The sequence below is a fragment of the Pantoea sp. X-Soil-TKNS-1280 genome (genome assembly GCF_059730475.1).
Genome location: NZ_AP035962.1, coordinates 1,388,028 through 1,414,070 on the forward strand (window position 1 = coordinate 1,388,028; position 26,043 = coordinate 1,414,070).

The window sequence follows — 26,043 nt, forward strand, 5'->3', positions numbered from 1 at the left end:
CATTGATGGCGACCTTTTTTTATACCTGCCCGGCCAGCGCCTCAACCCGTGCGATTGCCGCCAGCAAACGTGCTTCGGTAACCGCCTCTGCCATATTCTCCATATCCGGCGCATGAACCGATTCGCGCACAATCAGCGCCAGTTCGGCCGCATCCAGCTCGGCAATGTCTGACAACCGCAGCGGTACGCCGCAATCGTGTGCCAGACGCATCTCTTCCAGCACTTCTTCATCACTGCGATGCTCCAGCGCCAGCAGACACAGGTTACCAAAGCCAACCAGCAGACCATGGCCAAACTCGCGGGTTTTATCGCAGAAGGTAAAACCTTCATAAATGGCATGGGAGGCTGCGGCATGCGCACCGTTGCTCATCAGCGAAGTTAACCCCGCCCAGGTGAAAATCGCATCCAGCACCTGATCCAGTGAGGCGCTGCTCTCGCCGCGCAGCACGGCGGCATAGGCAGCCGGGCCATGTTCAGCGATCACGTCATAACAAATCTTGCTGTGCGCCAGTGACGACAGGGCATTGCCTTCCCGTGCCGGGTGACGCGTGCTGACGGCGCGGAACTCATACCATTTCGCCAGGGTATCGCCCAGCCCGGCAGCCAGCCAGCGCGGCGGCGCTTTTGCCAGCAGGGCACTGTCGATCACCACGGCTGCCGGAGCCTGCGGCAGCGGGAAAATGTCAAAGAAATTGCCATTATCGTCGTAACGGATACTCAGCGGCGTCACCGCTGAACAGGTGGCGGCGATAGTTGGAATGGTGACGATCGGCAGGCCCAGCTGTGCGGCAACCGCTTTACAGGTATCCAGCGATTTACCACCGCCAACGCCGATAATCACATCCGCCTGCAACTCGGTCGCCAGCGTTGCCAGCCGGTTGATATGGTTGATTGAGGTCTCTCCACCAAACCACTCCTGCGCCAGCAGCGTTACTTCGGCCGCCAGCAATTGGGCGCGGACCTGGCTTTCTACCGCATGCAGCGCCTGATGACCACCGATCAACAACGCGCGTTTACCAAGACTGGCGCATACCTCACCCAGTTGATTGATGACGCCCGCGCCACGCAGTACGCGCGCCGGAAACACCAGATTCATTTGTGTCATTGCTTCTTCTCTGTATAACGGACGCCAGGCAACACGCACAGCATCTCATAAAGGATATTGGCCGCCAGCTGTGAGGTCATGCCACTGTGATCATAGGGCGGCGACACTTCCACCAAATCGCCCCCCACCAGATTTAACCCACGACAGCCGCGCACGATCTCCAGCCCCTGCATGGAGGTCAGGCCGCCCACTTCCGGGGTGCCGGTGCCGGGTGCCCAGGCGGGATCGAAGCTGTCGATATCGTAGGAAAGATAGACCGGGCCGCTGCCAATACGCTGGCGCACCTCGGCCATCAGCGGCGTCAGCGATCGGTGCCAGCACTGCTCGGCGGGGATCAGATGGAAACCCTGATCGACGCCCCACTGAAAGTCATCGGCGGCGTACCCCTGCGCGCGCTGTCCTACCTGTACCACGCGCTGACAATCCAGCAAACCTTCTTCCACTGCACGGCGGAAGGTGGTGCCATGCGCGATCTTCTCGCCAAACATGTCGTCGTTGGTATCGGTATGGGCATCGACGTGGATCAACCCCATCGGGCCATGCTTCTTCGCCAGCGCCCGCAAAATCGGCAGCGTCAGGGTATGATCGCCACCGAGGGTCAGCGGGATCAGCGGCCAGCGATTCAGCTCGCTGTAGTAATCCTCGATAATATCTACCGATTTCAGCAGGCTGTAAGTGTTGATCGGCACATCACCAAGATCGCCGACGCGCAGGGAATCGAACGGTGCGGCACCGGTCGCCATATTGTAGGGGCGAATCATCACTGAATCGGCGCGAATCGCTCGCGGCCCGTAACGGGTACCGCTGCGCTGCGAAGTGCCGATATCCAGCGGGATGCCGACAAAGGCAACATCCAGATCGGCGGGGGACTCGGCAGCCGGTAAACGCATCATGGTGCCACGTCCGGCGAAACGCGGCATCTCATTGCCGCCCTGCGGTTGGGGAAATTGGGTCATTACCGGCTCCTTAAACTGAACAGACTGACATCATTACCCGCCTCGCCTGCGGGAAAAATCCTTGACAGCAGATAATCACTTCAGAGATTACTTAACTTTAGCCAGCAATCTCTGAAGGAAAACGGTGCAACCTTTACCCAATCTCAAACTGCTACAGGTATTTGCCAGTGTGGTGGAAAATCAGGGCTATTCACGCGCCCAGCAGGCGCTGAACATGACCACTCCCGCCATCAGCGCCTATATGAGCGAGCTGGAAACTCAGCTCGGGTTTATCCTCTGCCAGCGTGGGCGTGGCGGATTTAGCCTCACCAGCAAAGGGGAACAGTTTTATCGCTACAGCCAGCAGATGCTGGCGACGCTGGCGGGCTGGCAGGAGCAGGTGGAGACGCTGAAAAGCGCGCAGGGCGGAACTTTCTCGCTGGGGGTGGTGGACGCGACCGTCACCGATAACACGCTGGATTTGCCAGCTGCCATCGCGCGTTTTAATCAGCGCTTTCCGGCGGTATTTTTTAACCTCAGCGTGCGCGATCCCAACGAATTACAACAGCAGCTGCTGGAGGATCGGCTCGACCTGGCGATTGGACACTTTCCGTTGCGCGCCAGCAATCTGGTCACCATCCCGCTGTACGAGGAGCAACACTGGCTGTATTGCAGCCCGCAGCATCCGCTGGCGCAGGGTGCGCCTGATATGCGTACTGTGCAGCAAACCGGCATGGTCACCCGCGGCTACTGGAATCAGCAGGAACTCAACAAACGGGGCTTCCGCCAGAGCAACGCCTCGGTGGAGAGTATCGAAGCGCAGTTGACGTTGATCCTCAGCGGACGCTTTATTGGATATCTGCCAGAACATTACGCGCGCAGCTGGGAACAGCAGGGGGTGCTATGTCGTCTGTTACCGCAACATTTTCAGTTCCGCGCGCCGTTTTCCTTTGCCTTCCGGCGGGGACGCGCCCGTGAAACGCTAATCCGTGCGATGCGCGAAATCCTGAATCCAGCGCGAAAAAATAGCAGCGAAAGCTGACGCTGTGGCGATACTGTGTAAAAATACAGGCCATTTTCCCGGAAACAGTAACGATAATGGCCCTGACAGCAGCGATAAAAAGCCAGATTGCGCAATGGTATAAGGCGCTGCAACAGCAGGTTCCTGACTTTATCCCACGCGCGCCGCAACGGCAGATGATCGCCGAAGTGGCGAAAAGCCTTGCCGGAGATGAAGGCCGCCATCTGGCGATCGAAGCCCCCACCGGCGTGGGGAAAACCCTGTCGTATCTGATCCCCGGCATTGCCGTCAGCCGCGCGGAAGAGAAGCGGCTGGTGATCAGTACCGCCAACGTGGCGTTACAGGATCAAATCTTCAGCAAGGACCTGCCGTTGCTGAAGAAAATCATTCCCGACCTCACCTTTACCGCTGCCTTTGGGCGCGGACGCTATGTTTGCCCGCGCAATCTCGCGGCACTGGCGGCGAGCGAAGATCAGCAGGGCGATCTGCTGCTGTATCTCGATGATGAGGCGGTGACCGGTTCCAAAGAGGAACAGAAATTATGCGCCGGGCTGGAAAAGCAGCTCAGCCGCTACCAGTGGGATGGGCTGCGCGACCACACCGATGTCGCCATCAATGACAGCCTGTGGCAGCGCCTTTCCACCGACAAAGCCAATTGCCTGGGGCATCACTGCCGCTGGTATCGTGAATGCCCGTTCTTTGTGGCGCGGCGCGAAATTGAACAGGCGGATGTAGTGGTGGCTAACCATGCGCTGGTGATGGCGGCGATGGAGAACGAATCGGTGCTACCGCCCGCCAAACACCTGATGCTGGTGCTGGATGAAGGCCATCATCTGCCGGAAGTGGCGCGCGACGCACTGGAGATGAGTGCCGAGATCACCCCAGGGTGGAGCAGCCTGCAACTCGATCTGTTTGTGCGGCTGGTGGAAACCATCATGGCACAGTTCCGTCCGAAATCACCGCCTCCGCTCACCAATCCCGAACGGCTGAAAGGCCACTGCGACGAGATGCGTGAACTGTTGCAGATACTGTGCGATGCACTCAATCCGCTGCTGCCTGCCAATAATCAGCCGGGCGAATTCCGCTTTGTTTTGGGGGAGCTGCCGGAAGAATTGCTGACGATGTGCGCGCGGCTGTTCAAACTCAGCGACGCGCTGCGAGGCCTGGCGGAAGGCTTGCTGAATGAGCTTGGCGATCAGACCGGCAAGGCCGATATCATGCGGCTGCATAAAGCGATTTTGCAGCTTAATCGCCACTTCGGCTGGTTCGAATCCATCAGTAAATTATGGCGGCTGGCAGCGCTGGAAAAAGCCTCCAACGCCCCGGTATCCAAATGGATAACGCGCGAACTGCGCGATGGTCAGGCACATTTGCTGTTTCACTGCGCGGGCATTCGCGTCAGCGATCAGCTGGAAAAATTGCTGTGGCGCAAAGTTCCCCATGTAGTGGTGACGTCCGCTACGCTGCGTTCGCTCAACAGCTTTAACCGCTTGCAGGAGATGTCGGGGCTGAATGAAAAAGCCGGCGACCGCTTCGTGGCGCTCGACTCGCCGTTCCAGCATGTCGATCAGGGCAAGCTGGTGATCCCGCAGATGCGTTATGAACCGCTGATGAACAGTGAAACGGAGCATATCGCCGAGATGGCACGTTTCTTCCGCGCGCAAATGGCGCAGGAAAAACACAAAGGGGTGCTGGTGCTGTTTGCCAGCGGGCGTGCCATGCAGCAGTTTCTCACCCATGTCACCGACCTGCGTTTGTCGATGCTGGTGCAGGGCGATCAACCGCGTTACCGGCTGGTGGAGCTGCATCGTCAGCGCGTAGAGCAGGGTAAAACCAGCATCCTGGTGGGGCTGCAATCCTTTGCCGAAGGGCTGGATTTGAAAGGGGATTTGCTGTCGCAGGTGCATATCCACAAAATTGCTTTTCCCCCGGTGGACAGTCCGGTAATTTTGACTGAAGGGGAGTGGCTGAAAAGCCTCAGACGCTACCCATTTGAAGTGCAAAGTTTACCCAGTGCCTCCTTTACCCTGATCCAGCAGGTAGGGCGTCTGATTCGCAGCCATCAATGCTTCGGTGAGATCGTTATTTATGATCGGCGCTTAATCAGCAAGCCGTATGGCAGCCGCCTGCTGGCGGCATTACCGGTGTTCCCGATTGAACAACCGCCAATGCCCGAGGCCACCACTGAACCGGCCACGCCGCGCAAACGGCGTGCCAGCAGAAGGAGTTGAGCATGTTGTACACGCCCCGGGCGTTTAACCAGCCGGATGCCGAAGCGCAACGTCAGCTGGTGTTGCGTCATCCGCTGGGATTGCTGATTTCCAATGGCGAAGCCGGCCCGCTCGCCACCCCCTTACCGTTTTTATTGCAGATTGATGCGCAGAGCGAATGGGTGTTGCAGGGGCATCTGTCGCGGGCTAATCCCCACCTGAAGGCGCTGGAACAGGACGCCCCCGTGCTGGTGGTATTCCAGGGGGAGCAGGGTTACATCACCCCGGCCTGGTATGAGGAAAAAGCGCGCAGCGGCAAAGCGGTGCCGACCTGGAACTACCTGACGCTGCACTGCCGTGGCGCGCTGACGCGCCACGATAATGCTGATTGGCTGCGGGAACAGGTCGGGCGACTGACCGCACAGCAGGAGCAGGGTATGCCGCAGCCGTGGGCGGTCAACGATGCGCCAGCGCCGTATATCGACAGCATGATCAAAGCTATTGTGGGTATTGAGATTCGCGTGACCCAACGCGAAGGTAAGTGGAAACTCAATCAAAACCGCAGCCTGACGGATCGCCAGCAGGTGGCAGACGGTTTGCAGCAACAGCAGAACACCTCTTTGGCCGCCGAGATGCGGCGCACACTGGAAGCGGAAACTCCTGATGGAACTGAATAAAATCATCAAAGAGATCGGGCGTGGTAAAAATCACGCGCGTGATATCGATTTCGACACCGCCGTGGCGCTGTACAGCGCCATACTGGCGGGTGACGTGCCAGACCTGGAACTGGGTGGTGTGCTAATTGCGCTGCGTATCAAAGGGGAAGGGGAAGCGGAGATGCTCGGCTTCTATCAGGCGATGCAGCAGCAAATGATGCGTTTGCAACCCCCGGTCGGACGTCCGATGCCGATGGTCATCCCCAGCTATAACGGCGCACGCCGTCAGGGCAACCTGACACCGCTGCTGGCGCTGTTGCTGGTAAAACTCGGTTTTCCGGTGCTGATGCACGGCGTCAGTGACGACCCGACGCGCATCACCAGCGAAGAAGTGCTGGCGGCGCTGGGTATCCAACCGGTCACCAGCGCGCAGCAGGCGCAGGCCGCGCTGGACAGCGGCGGCCTGGCGTTTATCACCATCGATAATTTGTGCCCGCCGATGGCGAAACAGCTGTCGCTGCGCTGGCGTATGGGGGTGCGGAATAGCGCCCACACGCTGGCAAAACTGGCGACACCCTTTGCCGAACGTGCGGCGCTGCGCCTTGCCAGTGTCTCTCATCCCGAATACGTCGCGCGGGTGGGTAAATTCTTTCAGGATATTGATGCCCCGGCGATTTTGCTTAACGGCACTGAGGGTGAGGTGTACGCCAGTCCACAGCGCTGCCCGGCGATTAACTATATTCAGGGCGCAGGTGGTGAGGCGGAGGTGTGGATTGATCGCCAGCCCGAGTGTGAAGTCGAGCTTCCTGCGTCAAAAAGCGCCAGTGACACCGCGGGCTGGATTCGTGCAGTGCTGGCAGGGGAACGTGCGGTGCCGCAGGCGTTGCGCCTGCAACTGGCCTGTTGCCTGGTGGCGAGCGGGGAAAGTGCCAGTCTGGCCGCGGCCGAAACGCGTCTCAGCCAGGCTGGGCTCTGAGGGCTCAGGCTTTTGTCAGCGTGCTTTCCACTAACTGCTGCCAGAAGTTGATGCCAATCGGCAGCAGCTCATCATTGAAGTCATAACCGGCGTTATGCAGCGGTGCGGAAGGCGTAGCACCATCGGCACCCAGCCAGAAATAAGCCCCCGGACAGGCTTCCAGCATACAGGCGAAGTCTTCCGAGGCCATCGACGGATTGACCTGCCAGTGTACCTGCTGCTCACCCAGTAACTGGACGGCGGCCTGGCGCACCAAATCTGCCTGTTCAGCATGATTGGCGGTGACCGGATAGCCCGGATACCAGTGAATCTCGCCGCTGACGCCGAACGGGCGCGGCAGCGTCGTGACAAAATCCTCAATCAACCCACGTACCCGATCGCGCACGTCAGTTTGCAGGCAGCGCACTGTGCCGCGTAACACGATCTGCTCCGGGATGACGTTAATCGCTTCGCCGCCGTGGATTTGCGTGACGCTCACCACCGCCGACGCGAGAGGCGATAAGCGACGTGACGGAATGGTTTGCAGCGCCAGAATCAGTTCAGCCGCCACCACCATCGGATCCGCACCACTTTCCGGCATCGCCGCATGGCAGCTTTTGCCGTTGAGGGTGATTTCAAATGAATCGAGCGAGGCCATCATCGCCCCGGCATTGACTGCCAGTGAGCCGACCGGCAAACCGGGCCAGTTATGCATGGCATAGACCGCATCCATTGGGAAACGCTGGAACAGGCCTTCTTCCACCATTTTGCGCGCGCCGCCCAGATTTTCTTCGGCGGGCTGGAAGATAAAATGCACCGTGCCGCTGAACTGACGCGTGGCGGCCAGCTGACAGGCAGCCGCCAGCAGCACTGCGGTGTGACCATCGTGTCCGCAGGCGTGCATCACGCCGGGCTGGCTGGATTTCCACTCTGGGTTGCCTTTTTCGGTAATCGGCAGCGCATCCATATCGGCGCGCAGACCAATCACCGGCCCCGGACCGTTCTCCAGCGTGCCAATCACCCCGGTGCCTGCCAGGCCGCGAAACACCTGCAAACCGGCATCGCTGAGTACCTGCGCCACCATTTCGCTGGTGCGTTGCTCCTGGTAACCCAGTTCCGGATGTTGGTGTAGCTGGCGACGCCAGCGCAGGGCGTTGTCGAGCAGGGCGGCAGGCAGGGTCATAAGGCAGAATTCTCCATCAGCAGCAGTACCTCCGTAAACCGATACCGCAGGAAATTGAGTTATCACTGTAGTGGCAAGCGCGGGGTGGCGTCTATCGCAGAACGGGAGAATTTGGCTATAGGCTATAGCGGAATGGAATAATGATGTTTTTATCGACTGCAAGCGACGTTACATCCCTGGGAATAGCTGCGCTGCACATCGCAATCCAGGATTAAATCTGATTGTTTTATCAAAATATTATGAATGGCTGAGCATGTCCTGAAATTTTTATTCCTTATCCTTCAAACAGATGGCGTCTGTGATAACGTCCGGGCACTTTCATCGGCATGGTAGTTTAACTTGTCGTTGAAATACTGATGCAAGCCAAACCACAACTCAAGGAACAGATTATGACGGTTGAACAACAGTGGCGGCAGGAGTCTCACCTGCAAGGGATTCAGGAAGGACGGCAGGAAGGTAAATTACAGGTGGCGCAGCGTATGCTGCGGGATAACATAGATGTTAAAACCATCATGAAATTTACCGGTCTGAGCGAGACAGACTTACAGCAGCTGAAAGCCTGAATAACACAAATTTTGCCTGGTCTGGCTGGCGGCGCGATAAATTGCGACATGATGGGCAGGAAAAATGGCGGGCCTGACGCCCGCCATAGTGGTTATTTCAGCATTGGCAGATTCAGTCCGTGCTCTTTCGCACAAGCCTGCGCCTGCTCGTAACCCGCATCGGCATGACGCATCACCCCGGTGGCCGGATCGTTCCACAACACGCGCGCCAGACGCACATCCGCTTCGGCGCTGCCGTCACAGACGATCACCACACCGGCATGTTGCGAGAAGCCCATACCCACGCCACCGCCGTGATGCAGGCTCACCCAGGTCGCGCCGCCTGCGGTGTTCAGCAGGGCGTTGAGCAGCGGCCAGTCGGAAACTGCATCCGAACCATCTTTCATCGCTTCGGTTTCACGGTTCGGGGAGGCCACTGAGCCGCAGTCGAGATGGTCACGGCCAATGACAATCGGGGCTTTCAGCTCACCGTTACGTACCATCTCGTTGAATGCCAGCGCGGCTTTATGACGTTCGCCCAGACCCAGCCAGCAGATACGCGCCGGTAATCCCTGGAATGCAATACGCTCCTGCGCCATATCCAGCCAGCGATGCAGGTTCTTGTGATCCGGGAACAGTTCTTTCAGTTTGGCATCGGTTTTATAGATATCTTCCGGATCGCCTGACAGCGCCACCCAGCGGAACGGACCTTTACCTTCGCAGAACAGCGGGCGGATATAAGCCGGAACAAAGCCAGGGAAATCAAAAGCATTCGTTACGCCTTCATCCAGTGCAACCTGACGGATGTTGTTGCCGTAATCCACCGTCGGAATACCCATATGGCAGAAATCGAGCATCGCCTGGACATGGGTCGCCATTGACGCGCGCGCCGCTTTTTCTACCGCTTTCGGATTGCTGATTTTCTCCGCCTGCCAGCGATCGAGATCCCAGCCAATCGGCAGATAACCGTTCACCGGATCGTGGGCTGAAGTCTGGTCAGTGACGATATCCGGCTTCATGCCGCCCGCTTTGGCGCGTTTCACCAGCTCTGGCAGAATTTCCGCCGCATTGCCCAGCAGGCCGACAGAAATGGCTTTCTTCGCTTTGGTGGCTTCGTCGATCAGCTGCAACGCTTCGTCGAGGGTATAGGCTTTGTGATCGACATAACGGGTGCGCAGACGGAAATCGATACGCGATTCCTGGCACTCAATCGCCAGTACGCAGGCACCAGCCAGCACGCCTGCCAGCGGTTGTGCGCCACCCATGCCGCCGAGACCGGCGGTGAGGATCCAGCGTCCGCTCAGATCGTTATCGTAGTGCTGACGACCCGCTTCAACGAAGGTTTCGAAGGTGCCCTGCACAATGCCCTGCGCACCGATATAGATCCAGGAACCGGCGGTCATCTGGCCGTACATCATCAGGCCGGCTTTATCCAGCTCATGGAAGTGATCCCAGGTGGCCCAGTGTGGCACCAGGTTGGAGTTTGCCAGCAGCACGCGTGGTGCGTCAGCATGGGTACGGAACACGCCAACCGGCTTGCCCGACTGAATCAATAACGTTTCTTCCGGTTGCAGGGCGCGCAGCGAACGCAGAATCTGCTCGAAGCATTCCCAGTTACGTGCCGCTTTACCGATGCCACCGTACACCACCAGATCTTCCGGGCGTTCAGCCACGTCGGGATCGAGATTGTTCTGGATCATGCGGTAAGCCGCTTCAATCAACCAGTTGGCGCAGTGGAGTTCAGAACCGTGCGGAGCACGGATTTCACGGGCAACTGCCTGGGTCAGAGTTTCGCTCATCATCAGTTCCTTTATTCAACATTGGGTGGTGCGCATGCTCGGCAGCAGCGCAGAAAGGGCTTCCGGCCAGGCATTGCTGCTGGCCCACTGGCGCATGGTGTCGATATCCGGTGCCAGTAAACGATCCTGCTCGAGGAAGGCGACCTGGGCGCGAATGCGGCTCATCTCCTGCTCGATAGTGGTGGAACTTTGCAGAGGACGGTGGAAATCGATCCCCTGGGCGGCGGCCATGGCTTCAATCCCCACCACGGCGGCGGTGTTAAAACACATACTGCCAAGACGGCGTGCGGCGTAGGTCGCCATCGATACATGGTCTTCCTGGTTGGCGGACGTCGGCAGGCTATCGACGCTGCCCGGATGCGCCAGCGATTTGTTTTCTGAGGCCAGCGCGGCGGCGGTGACCTGTGCGATCATAAAGCCGGAGTTGACGCCTCCGTCACGCACCAGGAAAGGCGGCAGGCCGGAGAGTCCGGTATCCAGCAGCAGTGCCAGACGACGTTCGGAAATCGCCCCGACTTCAGCCACAGCCAGCGCGATGATATCGGCGGCAAACGCCACCGGTTCGGCGTGGAAATTACCACCGGAAATCACGTCGCCCGTGTCGCTAAACACCAGCGGGTTGTCCGAGGCGGCGTTGGCCTCAATCTGCAACACGCGGGCGGCGTGGCTGAGGTTATCAAGACAGGCACCCATCACCTGCGGTACACAGCGGATGGAGTAGGGGTCCTGTACCCGGCCACAGTTGGCGTGCGAGCTGAGGATTTCACTGCCTTCCAGCAGCGAGCTGACCGCAGCTGCTACCGCGATTTGCCCCTGCTGACCGCGTGCCAGGTGGATACGGGCGTCAAAGGGTTTGATCGAGCCTTTGATGGCTTCCAGCGACAGCGCACCGGCCATCAGTCCGGCAGCGAACAGGTTTTCCCCTTCGAACAGGCCCCGCAGCGCCAGCGCGGTAGAAACCTGGGTGCCGTTCAGCAGCGCCAGACCTTCCTTCGGACCCAATACAAACGGTGTCAGACCAACGCGTGCCAGGCCTTCAGTGGCGGGGATCAACACACCATCAACACGGACATTGCCTTCACCCAGTAGCATCAACGAGAGATGCGCCAGCGGGGCGAGGTCGCCGGATGCGCCAACTGAACCCTTTTCAGGAATGCACGGCATCACACCGGCATTGAACAGCGCCAGCAGCGCTTCGATCAGGGAAATACGAATCCCGGAATGGCCACGCGCCAGGCTGATGATTTTGGTGGCGACCACCAGGCGAGTGACGTTATCAGGCAGCAACTCACCGAGACCGACGCTGTGCGACAGCACCAGGTTACGTTGCAGTTCGGCGAGGCGGCCAGCCGGAATCTGCGTCTGCGCCAGTTTGCCAAAGCCGGTATTGATGCCGTACACCACGTTGCCTGAAGCAACGATGGCATCAACGGTTGCGCTGGCACGATCGATGGCGGCACGTGCCTCATCAGCCAGCGTCAGTGCGACGCCACCCTGGTAAATCGCGCGCAGTGTGGCGAGGTCCACTTCACCGGGAACGAGGCGAATATTCTGAACCGAACCTGACATAGTCTACTCCTGTCTATACAAGTAAAACGGCAATCCCGGATGATGCTGGCATGTGGAAGTGCTGCGGGAGATGCCATGAATAATGCGAGTGAAGCATAAGTGTCTATTCTTGTCTATACAAGTAGCAAGCACTGTGCCAGATTGATCACATTCTTTGCAGGGCGCGGCAGAGCCTCCTGGCCTTCGGATCGCCGCTGGCATTGCACTGTAATAAGGCAAATGCTGCACAGGAAGCGGGACTGTTGCACAGCGGGATGTATATACATTTACGCGTTGAGACAGTAAACTTTGGGCACTATCAGGAAAAGGAACAGGATATGGTTGAGCAGACGGCAATAGCACAACTGGCCGCGGCCATGGGTGATGAGCCTGCGCCGATTTATCAGCGCGTGAAACAGGCGATTATCAGCCAGATCCGTGAAGGTCACTGGAAGGCCAATCAACGCGTACCTTCGGAAAGCGAACTGGTGAATGAACTCGGCGTCAGCCGCATGACCATCAACCGTGCGCTGCGTGAACTGACCAGCGAAGGCTTTCTGGTGCGTATGCAGGGTGTCGGCACCTTTGTCGCCGAGATGAAGGGCTACACCGCGATGCTGGAAGTGCACAACATTGCGGATGAAATCGCCCAGCGTGGTCATCGCCACAGCTGTAAAATTCTCTCCCTTGGGCAGATGAAGGCGGACCCGGAGCAGGCGGCGGTGCTGGGGTTATCCACCGGGCAGATGCTGTTCCATTCGCTGATCGTGCATTACGAGAATGATTTGCCGGTGCAGCTGGAAGATCGTCTGGTAAACCCGCTGGTGGCACCGGATTACCTTAGCCAGGATTACCATCAGCTGACGCCTTACACCTATCTGATGCGGGTTGCGCCGTTAACCGCCGGTGAGCATATTGTCGAAGCGGTGCTGCCAGACCTGCGCCAGCGTAAGCATCTGGCGCTGGATGAGCACGAACCCTGTCTGCTGATCCGTCGCCAGACATGGAGCGACAACAAAATCGTGACCTATGCGCGCCTGCTCTATCCCGGCTCACGCTACAAGTTGCTGGGCCGCTTCAGAGGACACGGCTAAGCGTGGTAAACAACAGGCTGGCATCGGCAGAGCGCGGTGCCAGTTGCGTCACCTCATCCAGCCACCACATCCCCTGATTTACCGTGAAGACTTCACCTTCCGCCGTTTGCCAGCTGCCAGCCAGCACCCAGGCGACGCCATGTTCGCTGCCGATCGGCTGTTTATGCACCGCGACCTGCGCCTGCCAGCTGTCGCGTCGTGTCATGATGTTGAAATCCTGACAGGCGCTGTCGCCAATTTGTGCATCGATCGCCCATTCGCCCGGAAACGGCCAGGGCTGATGCGGTTGCAGCTGCTGTTCGCCCTGCGCGTGGCGTAACAGCACGCTATCGCCATGCAGCAGGGTGATCACCCGGTCGATACCGGGGAAGGGGGAAAAGGGGCCGTCAGCGGCGATGGTGGCGATACTGGCGCGCCAGGCGAAATCCGCCGCCCCCGGCGGATAACTGACGATTTCACGGGTTTCGCCGCCACCGTTACGCCAGCGGCTGACGGGTAAAGCGTCGTAGCCGAAACGGGTTCTCATCGCAGCGCCCTCATAGCAGCGGCGAAGCGTGCCGCACAGGCTTCTTCCGCCGGATGCTGCCCTTGCTCGACCACCGCCTGACCGGCGACGTAAACATCGCGAATTTGTTCACGCTGACCGGCAAATAGCCAGCGATTGAGCAACGATGCGCTGTCCACGCTACTTAACCAGGCATCCTCCTGCAACACCAGCCAGTCAGCGCGTTTACCCACGGCCAGTTCGCCGCTCTGGATACCACAGGCCTGCGCACCACCCTGGGCTGCTTGTTGCCACAGCAGGTCACCGACGGAGGGTTGATCAGCGGTGGTGATGCGATTGCGACGGCGATCGCGCAGACGCTGTCCGTACTCCAGCCAGCGCAGCTCTTCCAGCGTGCTCAGTGAGACATGGCTGTCGGAACCGATGCCCCAGCGTCCACCACGGGCGATATATTCCACTGCCGGGAAGATGCCGTCGCCGAGATTGGCCTCGGTGGTTGGACACAATCCGGCCACGGCACCACTGGCCGCGAGACGGGCAATTTCGTCTTCATCAAGGTGGGTCGCGTGGATCAGACACCAGCGGGCATCAACATCAAAACGATTCATCAGCCAGGCCACCGGGCGCTCGCCGCTCCATGCCAGGCTATCGTTGACCTCTTTCTCCTGCTCGGCCACATGAATATGCACCGGCAAATGGTCCGGGCTGGCCGCCAGCACCTCACGCATCTGTGCCTCATTCACCGCGCGCAGCGAGTGGAAGCAAAGGCCGTGATTGAACAGCGGTTTGTCGGCCACCCAGTGGTTCAGTCGCTGCTGTTGTTGCAGGTAAGCCTCGGTCTGCTGGATAAAACGGCGCTGACCGTCACTGGCGGGTTGCGAACCGAAGCCACTGTAACTGTACAGCACCGGCAGCAGCGTCTGGCCGATCCCGGCGGTGTCCGCCGCTGCCATCAGCTGTTGCAGCATGTCATCGTGCGGATAGGCCTTGCCCTGGGGGTCATGATGCAGATAGTGGAACTCCGCCACCTGGGTATAGCCGCCTTTCAGCATCCCGATATACAACATTGCGGCGATATCACCCACCTGCTGCGGTGAGAGGCGCTGCACCATGCGGTACATCAGATCGCGCCAGGTCCAGAAACTGTCCTGGGGATCGCCTGCCACTTCGGCCAGTCCGGCCATGGCACGTTGAAAGGCATGGGAATGCAGATTGGCAATCGCCGGGATCACCGATCCTGCCAGACGAATCGCCTCGCCAGGTTCGCTGTTGGGGGTTAACGCGGTTATCACCCCGGCTGGGTTGATAGTTATCAGCACCTGGTCATGCCAGCCATCGGCCAGCAGTGCCCGTGGGGCAAAAAAAGTTGCCATGGTTGATCCTTAGCGGCGGTTAGTTGTATATACATATACATACTTTGATGAGCAGTGTAAATCGCGAAAGGTAAGGGGATTTGGGGATGGCAGAAGCGAAGCAGATCGACAGCCTGTGGCTGGGCGCGGATATCGTGACCATGCGCGAAGGCCGTTACAACCTGATTGCCGACGGCGCGCTGGCAGTCGATCAGGGCCAGCTGGTGTGGGTGGGGCCACGCAGTGAACTGCCGGAATTTCACGCGCGTGAGCAGCATCATTTCGATGGCGGCATCATCACCCCGGGGCTGGTGGATTGTCATACCCATCTGGTGTTTGGCGGCGATCGCAGCGCGGAATTTGAGCAGCGTCTGAACGGTGTCAGCTATGCCGAAATCGCTGCGCAGGGCGGTGGCATTCTTTCCACAGTACGCGCTACCCGCGCCGCCACGCAGGAGGAACTGGTGGCGTCGGCACGCTGGCGGCTGGATCGTTTGCTGGCGGAGGGGGTGACGACGGTAGAGATCAAATCCGGCTATGGCCTGGATGAAGCCAGCGAGCTGACCATGCTGCGTGCCATCCGTGAACTGGCACAAAACGTGCCTGCTGATGTACTGGCAACCTGTCTGGCGGCGCATAGCTTCCCACCTGAGTTTAAAGATAACCCACAGGGCTGGGTGGATATCATCTGTGAGCGTCTGCTGCCGCAGGTGCACGCCGCCGGGCTGGCGGATGCAGTGGATGCATTCTGTGAACATCTGGCATTCTCTCCTGATCAGGTGAGCCAGGTGTTTGATAAAGCCAAAGCGCTGGGCATGCCGATTAAGCTGCATGCTGAGCAGCTTTCCTCGCTGGGTGGCGCAGCGCTGGCGGCCAGTTATGACGCGCTGTCGGCTGACCATCTGGAATACGCCACCGAAAGCGATGCACAGGCGATGGCACAGCATGGCACCGTTGCAGTCCTGCTGCCGGGGGCGTTTTATCTGCTGCGCGAAACCCAGCGGCCGCCGGTGGCGTTGTTCCGCCAGTACGGTGTGCCGATGGCGCTTGCCAGTGATGCCAATCCGGGCACGTCACCGGCGCTGTCACTGCGTTTGATGCTGAATATGGGTTGTACGTTGTTTGGCCTGACGCCGGAAGAGGCGCTGGCGGGTGTCACCCTGTGGGGGGCGAAGGCGCTGGGTTTACAGCATACGCACGGCTCGCTGGAGCCGGGTAAAGTGGCAAATTTTGTGCATTGGCCGCTGGCACGTCCGGCGGAACTGGTTTACTGGCTGGGCGGCGAGTTGCCGTGCCAGGTTATCTATCGTGGAGAAGCGCAATGACACCGTTTCATTTTACCCAGGGGACGCTGCCGTTACTGGTCAGCATTCCGCACGCCGGAACGCAACTGACACCTGAAGTCGATGCCGGATTAAGCGATGCGGCCCGTGGTCTGCCGGATACGGACTGGCATATTCCGTTACTGTATGATTTTGTACGCGATTTAGGTGCCAGCGTGCTGATCGGACACTACTCACGTTTTGTTATCGACCTCAACCGTCCGCCGGACAACCAGCCGTTGTATACCACAGCGACCACCGGGCTGTATCCGGAAACATTGTTTGATGGCTCGCCGACCTTCGCACCCGATAAAACCCCGACGGCGGAGCAGCGTCAGGGCTATCTTGACCATATCTGGCATCCTTACCATCAGCAGATTCAGCAGGAGCTGGCGCGCCTGAAAGCACAGCATGGTTATGCACTGCTGTTTGATGCGCACTCCATCGCTTCGGTCATTCCGCGTTTGTTTGATGGCCAGCTACCGGATTTGAATATCGGCACCAATGACGGCGGCAGCTGCACGCCAGCGGTGACGGCGGCGATTCAGGCGGTCTGCGAAGCGCAGGATGATTACAGTTGGGTGATTAACGGGCGCTTTAAGGGCGGCTATATCACTCGCGCCTATGGTCAGCCACAACAGGGCGTACAGGCGGTACAGCTGGAGTTGGCACAGATTAATTATATGGACGAAACGCCGCCATTCGCGTGGCAGCAGGAACGTGCTGCGCAGTTGCAGCAGGTGCTGAAACCACTGCTCCAGGCGTATTTGCAGCAGGGTAAACCGGTCTGATAATGGCAGTGACCCGTAACGGCGCGATTTATCGCGCCATTCGGTGCAGGGCGCTGGTAAACCCTGCGCAATAAATTGTGTCGCTACAACCTGGTGCGTTAGTTGCCACCTTCTGGTGCAATCCGGCACCGCTTCCCTTGTATCCCCCTGATTCTCCCCGTCACCTCGAGCTGGCACAGCCTTTGCTAGGTTGTATGTACAAGTACAGACCGCGTGGCAATTTTAATGATTTATTCTGTCTGGCTCACAAAAAACTCAAGCCGACAATGATCTGGCGCAGGCTAACTTGTATATACATGAAATGTCATCTGCGAAAAATCGCCGAGACAGCACACAACGATTATCGACCAGGAGAAGCCGCATGACGCACCGCACCACAGTACGCCGTTTTTGCCTCACGACCCTGTTTTCCAGCCTGTTGCTTTGCGGTGTGACTGCCCAGGCTAAAGAATGGAAATCGATCACCATTGCCACCGAAGGCAGTTATGAACCCTGGAACCTGACCCTGCCGGGCGGCAAACTGGGCGGTTTTGAACCTGAGCTGATGGCCGATTTGTGCAAACGCATGGGCATCCAGTGCAAGCTGGTGGTGCAGAACTGGGATGGAATGATCGCCGGACTGAATGCCGGAAAATATGATGTGATCATGGATGCCATCGTCATCACCCCGGATCGCAAAAAAGTGGTCAACTTCACCACGCCGTATGCATCCACCCCTGCCACCTTTATCACCGTGAAAGATTCGCTGCTGCCGCCGGATAGCAAGATCATCAAGCTGCACGATGATGCCAAAGAGATCGAACCGGCGATTGCGCAGCTGAAGGCCGCGCTGAAAGGTAAAACCATCGGCATCGCCTCCGGCACCGTCTATACCCCGTTTATCGATAAATACTTCAAAGATGTCGCCGATGTGCGTGAGTACACCACCTCTGCCGATGCGATCCTCGATTTGCAGGCCGGTCGTATCGATGCGGTGTTTGATGACGTCACCTTCGCGCAATCGATGCTGGCACGGAAAGAGAACAGCAACCTGACCTTCAGCGGCCCGCAGCTTGGCGGCCCGATCTGGGGTGAAGGGGAAGCGCTGGGCGTGCGCATGGCCGATAGCGATCTGAAAGCCAAACTCGACGCCGCCATTCAGGCTGCGCTGGCTGACGGCACGGTGAAAACCCTGAGTGAGAAGTGGTTTAAAACTGACGTAACCCCGTAAGTGAGGTCAACCATGATGAGCCTGCTGAGTTTTGGTGCAGACGGCTGGGGCCGCCTGATCCTGAGCGCCACGTTAACCACGTTGCTGCTCTCGCTGGCGGCATTGATGATCGGCGCGCTGGTCGGTGCGGGTGTCGCGGTGGCTAAACTCTCCACGCAACGCTGGCTGCGCTGGCTGGGAGAGGCGTATTCCACGGTGTTTCGTGGCATCCCGGAACTGCTGGTGATCTACCTGTTTTACTTCGGCGGCTCCGGTTTGATCACCCTCGTCGGTCAGATGTTCGGAGCGGATGGTTTTATCGAAGCGCCGCCGTTTCTGATTGGGGCACTGGCTATCGGGCTTATCTCAGGTTCTTACCAGGGGGAAGTGTATCGGGCGGCGCGGCTGGCGCTGGCGAAAGGCGAGATCGAAGCTGCGGTTGCCATCGGGATGCCTCGGCTTCGCATCGCCCAGCGCATTCTGCTGCCGCAGGTGGTGCGCTATGCGCTGCCCGGCATGTCGAATGTCTGGCAGATGAGCCTGAAGGACTCGGCGCTGGTGTCCGTCACCGGCATCGTCGAGCTGATGCGAGCCAGCCAGGTGGCCGCCGGATCTACCCGTGACTACTTCACCTTCTATATGGTGGGCGGTGCATGTTATCTGGTACTGACCCTGCTTTCCAACCATGCATTTCGTCGCGCGGAATCGCGCCTCGGCCGTGCCTGGCAAAGTCGCACTGCGGCACAGCATTAAGGAGCAGCGCGATGATCGATTTTGCCTTTCTCACTGACACCTTTCTCAAGCTGAGCGCCGCGCTGCCGGTTACGCTCGGCCTGTTTATCAGTTCATTCCTGTGCGGCGGGGTGCTGGCGCTGGGCATTCTGACGCTGCGTATGAGCCGCTGGCGGCTACTGAGTGGTTTTGCGCGCGGCTACATCCTGGTGTTTCGCGGCTCACCGCTGCTGATCCAGCTGTTTTTGATTTATTACGGGCTCGGCCAGTTTGGCGTGATTCGCCACAGTTTTGTCTGGCCGTTTCTGCGCGAACCCTTTACCTGCGCGGTGCTGGCGTTGTCGTTGTGTACTGCCGCGTACACCGCTGAGATTCTGCGTGGTGCGTTGCTGGCGGTACCGCCGGGCCAGGTTGAAGCCGGGCTGGCCTGTGGTATGTCTCGCGGCCTGTTACTGCGGCGCATTATCGCACCCATCATGCTGCGCTATGCCTTACCGGCGTACTCCACCGAAGCGATTCTGCTGGTGAAATCCACCGCGCTCGCCAGCCTGGTGACGGTGTGGGATGTCACCGGCGTGGCGCAGCAGATTATTCAGCGTACGTATCGCACCATGGAAGTGTTTCTGTGTGCAGCGGCTATCTATCTGATTCTGAACTTTATTATCGTCCAGTTGTATGCGCTGCTTGAGCGCCGTCTGACCCCGGTGCATCGCGTCGAAAAAAAGCCGTTGCCCGCCGTTAAACCGATTGCCGGAGAGTGATATGCACGATTTACCCCCGATTACCTTATCCGCCACCGACATCCATAAATCCTTTGGGGCGATGGAGGTGCTGAAAGGCATCAATTTACAGGCACGCAAAGGCGATGTGATTTCGATTCTCGGGGCCAGCGGTTCCGGCAAAAGTACGCTGCTGCGCTGCATCAACCTGCTGGAAACGCCGGATGCCGGCGTGGTCAGCGTGGGCGGTGAAACCATAGAAATGAAGCGTCATGCCCACGGGCATCAACTGGCGGCGAATCCGAAACAGATTGAACGCCTGCGCTCCCGGCTCGGCATGGTGTTCCAGAGTTTCAACCTGTGGTCGCATATGACGGTGCTACAGAACGTGATTGAAGGGCCGCATTATGTCCTGAAGCGCGATAAAAAAAGCTGTATTGCCCAGGCGGAACAGCTGCTGGATCGGGTTGGACTGCTGAATCGCAAAGATTTCTATCCGGCGCAGCTATCGGGTGGTCAGCAGCAGCGCGTTGCCATTGCCCGCGCACTGGCGATGGACCCGGAAGTGATGCTGTTTGATGAACCCACCTCCGCGCTTGACCCGGAGCTGGTGGGGGAAGTGCTGAAGGTGATGCGCAGCCTCGCGGAGGAAGGGCGCACCATGCTGGTGGTTACCCACGAAATGGGGTTTGCCCGCAACGTATCGAACCGCGTGGTGTTTATGCACCAGGGCACCATTGATTGCGAAGGTTCCCCGGAGGCGATGTTTGGCGAGCAAGGCTCGCTGCGCTTTAAACAATTTATCTCCAGCCATCAACGCACGGAGCAACCGGCATGAGCGGAACGGTGATTTGGGGCGACAGCCCCCTTAGCTGGCAGGATGTGGTACAGGTGGCGCGCCACGGCGCTGAGCTCGGCCTGAGCGCCACTGCCTGGCAGCGTATCGCGCGCGGACGTGAAATCGTCGATGAGATTGTCGCCAGCGGCCATATCGCCTACGGCATCAACACCGGTCTGGGCGCTTTGTGCAACATCACCTTGCCGGAGGAGCAACTCAGCCAGCTCTCGCGCAATACGCTGCTGAGCCACGCCTGTGGGGTCGGGCCGTTGCTGCCAGCGGATGACGTGCGCGCCATTATCTGTGCCGCCATCGCCAACTACAGCCACGGTAAATCTGGCGTATCGGTAGCGCTGGTGCAGCAACTGCTGGCGCTACTGAATCAACAGATTATTCCTCAGGTCCCGTCACAGGGATCGGTCGGTTATCTCACCCATATGGCGCATATCGGTCTGGCGTTGATTGGTATCGGTGAGGTGACGTATCAGCAGCAAACGATGCCTGCCGAACAGGCACTGGCGCTGGCCGGTCTGACCCCGTTCCGCCCAGGAGCAAAAGAAGGGTTGAGCCTGGTGAATGGCACTCCCTGCATGACCGGCATGGCCTCGCTGGCGCTGGACGATGCGGCACGCCTGCTGGATTGTGCCGATATGACCGGAGCGATGAGTTTTGAAGCCTTGCGTGGGCAACTGGCGGCGTTCGATGCAGAGATCATCGCGCTGAAAGCCAGCCCAGGTATGCAGCGCAGCGGCGAACGGCTGCGTCAGCTCCTGTGCGACAGTCCTTTGTTGCAGAGCAGCCTCGGCGTGCGCACCCAGGATGCTCTCAGCCTGCGTTCGATGCCACAGGTGCACGGTGCCTGCCGGGATCAGTTCGAACATGCACAGCGCCAGGTGAATACCGAACTCAACGCCTGTACGGATAACCCGCTGGTACTCGGTACGCCGGATAACTGGCGCGTGGTGTCACAGGCTAATCCCCACGGTGAATCCGTAGCGATGGCCTGCGATCTGCTGGCGATTGCCATGGCGGAGCTGGGCAGCATTGCCGAGCGTCGGCTGGATCGGCTGGTCAATCCGCTGGTCAGCGGACTTCCGGCGTTTCTGGTGGCCCAGCCGGGGGTGAATTCCGGCATGATGATTGCGCAATATGTCGCGGCTGCGCTGTGTGCGGAAAACCGCCAGCTGGCGCAACCGGCGGTGCTGGATAACTTTGTCACTTCCGGTTTGCAGGAAGATCATCTCAGCCTGGGCACTGGCGCGGCATTGAAGCTGCTGAAGCTTACGGGCAATGTGTGGCAGATTCTGGCAATTGAGTATCTGCTGGCGGCGCAGGCGCTGGATTTCCACGGGGAAAACCAGCTGGCAGACGGCACAAAGCAGGCATTGCGTCGCCTGCGGGCGGTAGTCGCCAACTGGCAGGAGGACCGCTGGCTGGCACCGGAAATGGCGCGAGCCGTGCAGGTCCTCAAAGCGACCCGTTTTTAACCACGACGCGCATCCGGTCGCACCAGATCAAAACGCGACTCTTCACTGATGCCGTAATAGGCCGACGGGCCACCGGCACGCAGGATGGGTTGCGCTTTGGCGGTTTGATAGATGCCGTTCTCCAGCAGATGCTCATCAATATGAATCGCCACCACTTCCCCCAGCACCAGCCAGCTCTCCAGTTCACTGCCGTGTACATCCTGCAGGCGGATCAGCTGCGTCAGGCGGCATTCGAAATTGACCGGACTTTCCGCCACCATGCTGACCTTTACCTGTGAGGCCGGGATCGGGGTTAACCCCGCCAGCGCGAATTCGTCCTGCTCCGGCGGTATTGAGGCGGAGCTTTCGTTCATCGCTTCCGCCAGTGGACGGGTCGCCAGGTTCCAGACAAACTCTTTGCTCTCGCTGATATTTTGCACGCTGTCTTTCCAGCCGCTGCTGGCAAAGCCGATAATCGGCGGATGATAGTTGAAGCAGTTAAAAAAACTGTAAGGCGCAAGGTTGCGCAGGCCGCTGGTGCTTTGCGAACTGATCCAGCCAATCGGGCGTGGGCCGACGATGGCATTGAGGGGATCGTGCGGCAAACCGTGACCGGCACGCGGTTGATAAGAATAGCGTTGACGCGTCATAACCTCTCCTGGCGTGGGTAAGTGCGCAATAAATTGCGCAGCGACAAATTTAACATCCTGACTCTACATCAGCAGAGATTTTCTTTTTTGTCCGGCAAAGGGTATCTTACGCCGCGTTATTTATCGGAGATCCTATGAACAAGCCAGCCGCCAATCCCTTTCATCCCCGCAATCGCCATCAGGGCCGTTATGATTTTGCTGCCCTCACCGCAGCGCATCCGCCGCTGGCGGGCAAAGTGCGCCCGAACGGTTATGGCGAGCTGTCGGTAGATTTTGCCGATCCGCAGGCGGTGATGTTGCTCAATCAGGCGCTGCTGAAGCTGTTCTACAACCTGAACTGGCAGCTGCCGGAAGGCTATCTTACGCCGCCGGTGCCGGGGCGAGCGGATTATATCCATGCGCTGGCTGATTTGCTGGCCACCGATAATGGCGGCGTGATCCCGCGCGATGTGGATGTGATGGATATAGGTTGCGGTGCTAACTGCATCTATCCGCTGATTGGGCACGCGGAATATGGCTGGCGCTTTACCGGTACCGAGATCACGGCGGAAGCCATCACGGCGGCTAATCATATCGTTGCCAGCAATCCGGGTTTGCAGCGCGGGATTCGTCTGCGTCGGCAGAAGCAGCCCGAGGCGATCTTCGCCGGTGTGGTGCACAAAAATGAACGCTACCAGGCGGTGCTGTGCAATCCGCCGTTCCATGCGTCGGCAGAAGAAGCGGCAGCGGGCAGCCAGCGTAAAGTGCGCAACCTCGGTTTAAAGAAAAATACGCCGCTGAACTTCGGTGGTCAGCATAACGAATTGTGGTGTGACGGCGGCGAACGTCGGTTTATTGGCCGGATGATCGATGAAAGCGTGGCTTTTGCTGACCGCATTGTGTGGTTCACCTCGCTGGTGTCACGCAAAGAGAATCTGCCTGCGTTGCGCGACCAGCTGCGTGATGCAGAAGCGTACGAGGTCCGCATCATCGAAATGGCGCAGGGCCAGAAACAAAGCCGTTTTCTCGCCTGGACCTTCCTGCCGGAAGCCGGACGCGCCCAGCGGCTGAAACGCTAAACTCACGGCGTCGGTGGCAGAGCCGGAAAGCTGGCGGCGGATGCTACGTCGCTGCCGGTTTGCATCACCTCCACCGTCTGATGCGGCGCTTTAATTCCCGCTGCGTCAAAATGTTTTTTCACTTTGTCGTCCAGCGCAAACCTCACCGACCACTGCTTTAGAGGCTGAGTGGTAAAGGAGACGCGGACGGTAAAAGATTGGCTGGTGAGTCCGACCAGTCCGGCAAAGCTTGGCTCGCCAATTACCATGCCGCGAATTTCCGGGTTTTCCAGCAACTCCTTCACCGCGGCCTGCAAGGTAGCGTTCACTCTCGCCGTGTCTTCGCTGCGATCGACATCATAGTTGGCAACAAACGAGCCGATACCGCGCACAAAGTTGGCGAAGGTGGTGATGGATGACCACGGAATAATATTCAGCGCACCGGTATCCTGACGCACCCCGACCGATCGAATCGACATTCGCTCCACGGTGCCGGTGATGCTGCCAATGGTCACCAGATCGCCAGTATTCATGCCGTTCTCAAACTGGATAAAGATGCCGGTGATGATGTCTTTTACCAGCGTTTGCGAACCAAACGACACCGCCAGCCCCAGCGCCCCGGCACCAGCCAGTAACGGGGCAATATTCACCCCCACTTCAGACAGTAAAATCATGATGGTAATGGTGCTGATCACCACCGCCAGCGCATTACGGAATAGCGTCAGCAGCGTACGGGTACGGGCGCTGGGCATCGGACGGCCATGAGAATCGGAAGCCAGACGGCTTTCAATCAGGCTGGCGAGCAGCGTCCAGCCAATCGCCGAAAGCAGCACGATCATCACGATGCGGATCATGACATCGACCATCTTCTGTCCGGCACCGAACGTCAGCCAGTGCCAGAGATCAAACAGGTTCCACGCATTGAGTAGCATTAGCAGAGTGGCAAATACGGTGATCACCCGCGCCAGCTTCAGCAGCGCCTTGACCCAATCGTTGACGCGTTTTTGCAGTTCAGGATAGTTGCGCCGCATGTCGGGTGACAGGGTCAGGGTTTTGCCAATCCAGCGCGTTAGCATGCCGGAAATCAACGCGGCAATACCGATGATCGCCAGGCTGCGCACCGTGGCGGACATCATAAATTTCAGGCTGTCGCCGGGATTGAAAATGGAGAACAGGAACAGCGCGATAAAATACGCGCTCGCCAGCCAGTGCCATACCATGCCAAAGGCGCGGATAAACAGCGCGAAGAAGCTCAGGCTGCGGTCAGCCAGCCGTGATAATTCTTCATGGATATTGCGCTTGTTACGAAAAATCAGCCACAGCGCCCACACCGTCATGATCCCCATCACCAGCACGTTAACCAGCGCGGCGACCTGCATATTCACCTGATTGGACACAATCGGTACCACCACCAGCAAACCATAACCAATGATGCCGCTCAGCCAGCTCAGGCGGGTGTTCCAGTAGCGGGCGCGCGCATCGGACAAATGAAAAAAGCGCAGGGCAGGGAAGCGTGGGCAAAAAATCAGGCGCAGTACCGCTTTGAAGAACTCAATCAGCGCGAAGGCATTCAGGAACAGGCCCTGCTGATAGGCGATGGTGCGATTATCACCGTGGTAATTGTCGCTGATGATCTGGCCGAGAAACAGCGTCAACGCCAGCAGCAGTAAATCAATGATAAAAGCCAGCACAATGGTGGCGGGCAGATGCAGCCATTTGCTGCGTTCCAGATTGTGGTTACGGCCCCAGCGCCCCATGCGTTGCCAGATGGGCCCCATCAGGCGTCGCGCCAGCCAGTAAAAAGCAAACACTGCGGCAGCCAGACCAGCAAAGTGTTGCAGGGCATTGAGGAAAGTTTGCTGGTTGAAGGCCTTGTGTGGTGCGTTGGCAATGCTGTCGTGCAGCCGGACAAACTGGGATGCGACGGCTCCGCCATATTCACGGGTGACACTGGTGACGCTTTCCAGCACCGTCGGATCTTCTGCTTCCACCTGCGGCGGGGCCAGTACCGGTTGCTGGCTGGTGGAGGGACTATTGGCTGCCTGACGCAGCTGATCAATCAGCTCCTGACGGGAATCGTTATTTTCCAGAATATTAGCCAACGCGGCATAGGCGGCTTTTTTATCCTCCAGCGTTGGCGCGGTGCTGGTGGTTGCGGCGGGTGACGGTGACTGCTGCGCGGCAACAGCGGCCTGTGGCAGGGTGACGGCCTGGGCAGCCGGGATCAGCAACAGGAAAATAACACCCAGACCCCAGCTGATGGCTCGACGCCATGGTGGGCTGGCAAACGACATGGCTTTCTCCCTGATTTTGGCACAAGGGAAAAGTATAGACAGCGCAGGAGGGAGATGAATCTGAAAGGGGGGATGTATACCCGCGCGTAGCGGCGCGATT

At 58.6% G+C, this 26,043-nt stretch carries 23 protein-coding genes; 14 read left to right on the forward strand and 9 right to left on the reverse strand.

From position 1 onward, the window contains the following. Positions 1-19: 19 nt before the first annotated feature. Positions 20-1,105: an iron-containing alcohol dehydrogenase family protein gene (locus AC6I8X_RS06520; RefSeq protein WP_497840760.1), complete on the reverse strand. Its 1,086-nt coding sequence runs from the start codon at positions 1,103-1,105 to the stop codon at positions 20-22. Further along, complete coding sequence (gene speB / locus AC6I8X_RS06525) at positions 1,102-2,061, reverse strand: agmatinase (RefSeq protein ID WP_299446595.1); 960 nt, start codon at positions 2,059-2,061, stop codon at positions 1,102-1,104. Before speB ends, AC6I8X_RS06520 begins: the two co-directional genes overlap by 4 nt. A 124-nt stretch (positions 2,062-2,185) precedes the next feature. Between speB and AC6I8X_RS06530 the strand changes: the two genes are divergently transcribed. The 4 genes from AC6I8X_RS06530 to ybiB are packed head-to-tail and all read left to right on the forward strand — an operon-like array spanning position 2,186 to position 6,903. Then, on the forward strand, positions 2,186-3,082 hold the full coding sequence (locus tag AC6I8X_RS06530; protein ID WP_313686615.1) for a LysR family transcriptional regulator: 897 nt from the start codon (positions 2,186-2,188) through the stop codon (positions 3,080-3,082). A 56-nt stretch (positions 3,083-3,138) separates the two neighbouring features. Continuing rightward, positions 3,139-5,292, forward strand: a complete 2,154-nt coding sequence (gene dinG, locus AC6I8X_RS06535; RefSeq protein ID WP_497840761.1) for an ATP-dependent DNA helicase DinG — start codon at positions 3,139-3,141, stop codon at positions 5,290-5,292. A 2-nt stretch (positions 5,293-5,294) separates the two neighbouring features. Then, positions 5,295-5,948, forward strand: coding sequence for an FMN-binding negative transcriptional regulator (locus AC6I8X_RS06540; RefSeq protein ID WP_497840762.1), 654 nt, complete (start codon positions 5,295-5,297; stop codon positions 5,946-5,948). Beyond that, the gene (gene ybiB, locus AC6I8X_RS06545) at positions 5,935-6,903 is read left to right on the forward strand and encodes a DNA-binding protein YbiB (protein WP_497840763.1); all 969 of its coding nucleotides are present in this window, start codon (positions 5,935-5,937) and stop codon (positions 6,901-6,903) included. The genes AC6I8X_RS06540 and ybiB overlap by 14 nt, the downstream gene beginning before the upstream one ends. A 4-nt stretch (positions 6,904-6,907) precedes the next feature. Here ybiB and AC6I8X_RS06550 read toward each other — a convergent pair whose 3' ends face one another. Then, a complete protein-coding gene (locus AC6I8X_RS06550) occupies positions 6,908-8,065 on the reverse strand; it encodes a M20 aminoacylase family protein (RefSeq protein ID WP_497840764.1) in 1,158 nt (385 codons plus the stop codon). A gap of 389 nt (positions 8,066-8,454) precedes the next feature. On the opposite strand from AC6I8X_RS06550, the gene AC6I8X_RS06555 reads away from it, so the two are divergent. Further along, positions 8,455-8,628: an Rpn/YhgA-type helix-turn-helix domain-containing protein gene (locus tag AC6I8X_RS06555; protein ID WP_313686608.1), complete on the forward strand. Its 174-nt coding sequence runs from the start codon at positions 8,455-8,457 to the stop codon at positions 8,626-8,628. A 92-nt stretch (positions 8,629-8,720) separates the two neighbouring features. On the opposite strand, the gene hutU is transcribed toward AC6I8X_RS06555, so the two are convergent. Together hutU and hutH are read right to left on the reverse strand one after the other, a co-directional pair. Then, positions 8,721-10,406: a urocanate hydratase gene (gene hutU, locus AC6I8X_RS06560; protein ID WP_313686619.1), complete on the reverse strand. Its 1,686-nt coding sequence runs from the start codon at positions 10,404-10,406 to the stop codon at positions 8,721-8,723. Between the two features lie 15 nt (positions 10,407-10,421). Then, positions 10,422-11,975: a histidine ammonia-lyase gene (gene hutH / locus AC6I8X_RS06565; RefSeq protein ID WP_497840765.1), complete on the reverse strand. Its 1,554-nt coding sequence runs from the start codon at positions 11,973-11,975 to the stop codon at positions 10,422-10,424. Positions 11,976-12,292: 317 nt separating this feature from the next. Between hutH and hutC the strand changes: the two genes are divergently transcribed. Continuing rightward, entirely contained in the window at positions 12,293-13,048 is a 756-nt protein-coding gene (gene hutC / locus AC6I8X_RS06570) for a histidine utilization transcriptional repressor HutC (protein WP_208714432.1), read from the forward strand. Here hutC and AC6I8X_RS06575 read toward each other — a convergent pair. Next, a complete protein-coding gene (locus tag AC6I8X_RS06575) occupies positions 13,032-13,574 on the reverse strand; it encodes a HutD/Ves family protein (protein WP_313686603.1) in 543 nt (180 codons plus the stop codon). The two genes, hutC and AC6I8X_RS06575, sit on opposite strands and share 17 nt — an antisense overlap. Next, positions 13,571-14,926 carry a formimidoylglutamate deiminase gene (locus AC6I8X_RS06580; protein ID WP_313686601.1) on the reverse strand — a complete coding sequence of 452 codons (1,356 nt, stop codon included), beginning with the start codon at positions 14,924-14,926 and terminating at the stop codon, positions 13,571-13,573. Before AC6I8X_RS06580 ends, AC6I8X_RS06575 begins: the two co-directional genes overlap by 4 nt. Before the next feature lie 86 nt (positions 14,927-15,012). Between AC6I8X_RS06580 and hutI the strand changes: the two genes are divergently transcribed. The 7 genes from hutI (at position 15,013) to AC6I8X_RS06615 (ending at position 21,983) form a co-directional block, all read left to right on the forward strand. Continuing rightward, positions 15,013-16,230 (forward strand): imidazolonepropionase, encoded by a 1,218-nt coding sequence (gene hutI, locus AC6I8X_RS06585; protein WP_313686599.1) that lies wholly within the window; start codon positions 15,013-15,015, stop codon positions 16,228-16,230. Continuing rightward, positions 16,227-17,018 carry an N-formylglutamate deformylase gene (gene hutG, locus AC6I8X_RS06590; protein WP_313686597.1) on the forward strand — a complete coding sequence of 264 codons (792 nt, stop codon included), beginning with the start codon at positions 16,227-16,229 and terminating at the stop codon, positions 17,016-17,018. The genes hutI and hutG overlap by 4 nt, the downstream gene beginning before the upstream one ends. Positions 17,019-17,379: 361 nt before the next feature. Further along, positions 17,380-18,228, forward strand: a complete 849-nt coding sequence (locus AC6I8X_RS06595) for a transporter substrate-binding domain-containing protein (RefSeq protein WP_497840766.1) — start codon at positions 17,380-17,382, stop codon at positions 18,226-18,228. A 12-nt stretch (positions 18,229-18,240) separates the two neighbouring features. Next, on the forward strand, positions 18,241-18,960 hold the full coding sequence (locus AC6I8X_RS06600; RefSeq protein WP_497840767.1) for an ABC transporter permease: 720 nt from the start codon (positions 18,241-18,243) through the stop codon (positions 18,958-18,960). Positions 18,961-18,971: 11 nt separating this feature from the next. Beyond that, a complete protein-coding gene (locus AC6I8X_RS06605) occupies positions 18,972-19,700 on the forward strand; it encodes an ABC transporter permease (RefSeq protein WP_497840768.1) in 729 nt (242 codons plus the stop codon). 1 nt (position 19,701) lies between these two features. Continuing rightward, on the forward strand, positions 19,702-20,496 hold the full coding sequence (locus tag AC6I8X_RS06610; protein WP_313689875.1) for an ABC transporter ATP-binding protein: 795 nt from the start codon (positions 19,702-19,704) through the stop codon (positions 20,494-20,496). Next, positions 20,493-21,983, forward strand: a complete 1,491-nt coding sequence (locus AC6I8X_RS06615; protein ID WP_497840769.1) for an HAL/PAL/TAL family ammonia-lyase — start codon at positions 20,493-20,495, stop codon at positions 21,981-21,983. Before AC6I8X_RS06610 ends, AC6I8X_RS06615 begins: the two co-directional genes overlap by 4 nt. Here AC6I8X_RS06615 and AC6I8X_RS06620 read toward each other — a convergent pair. Then, positions 21,980-22,612 carry a flavin reductase family protein gene (locus AC6I8X_RS06620; RefSeq protein ID WP_313689870.1) on the reverse strand — a complete coding sequence of 211 codons (633 nt, stop codon included), beginning with the start codon at positions 22,610-22,612 and terminating at the stop codon, positions 21,980-21,982. The genes AC6I8X_RS06615 and AC6I8X_RS06620 overlap by 4 nt on opposite strands. Before the next feature lie 134 nt (positions 22,613-22,746). On the opposite strand from AC6I8X_RS06620, the gene rlmF reads away from it, so the two are divergent. Then, on the forward strand, positions 22,747-23,670 hold the full coding sequence (rlmF, locus tag AC6I8X_RS06625) for a 23S rRNA (adenine(1618)-N(6))-methyltransferase RlmF (protein WP_497840770.1): 924 nt from the start codon (positions 22,747-22,749) through the stop codon (positions 23,668-23,670). Positions 23,671-23,672: 2 nt separating this feature from the next. Here rlmF and ybiO read toward each other — a convergent pair whose 3' ends face one another. Next, the gene (ybiO, locus tag AC6I8X_RS06630; RefSeq protein WP_497840771.1) at positions 23,673-25,943 is read right to left on the reverse strand and encodes a mechanosensitive channel protein; all 2,271 of its coding nucleotides are present in this window, start codon (positions 25,941-25,943) and stop codon (positions 23,673-23,675) included. Between the last annotated feature and the right edge of the window lie 100 nt (positions 25,944-26,043).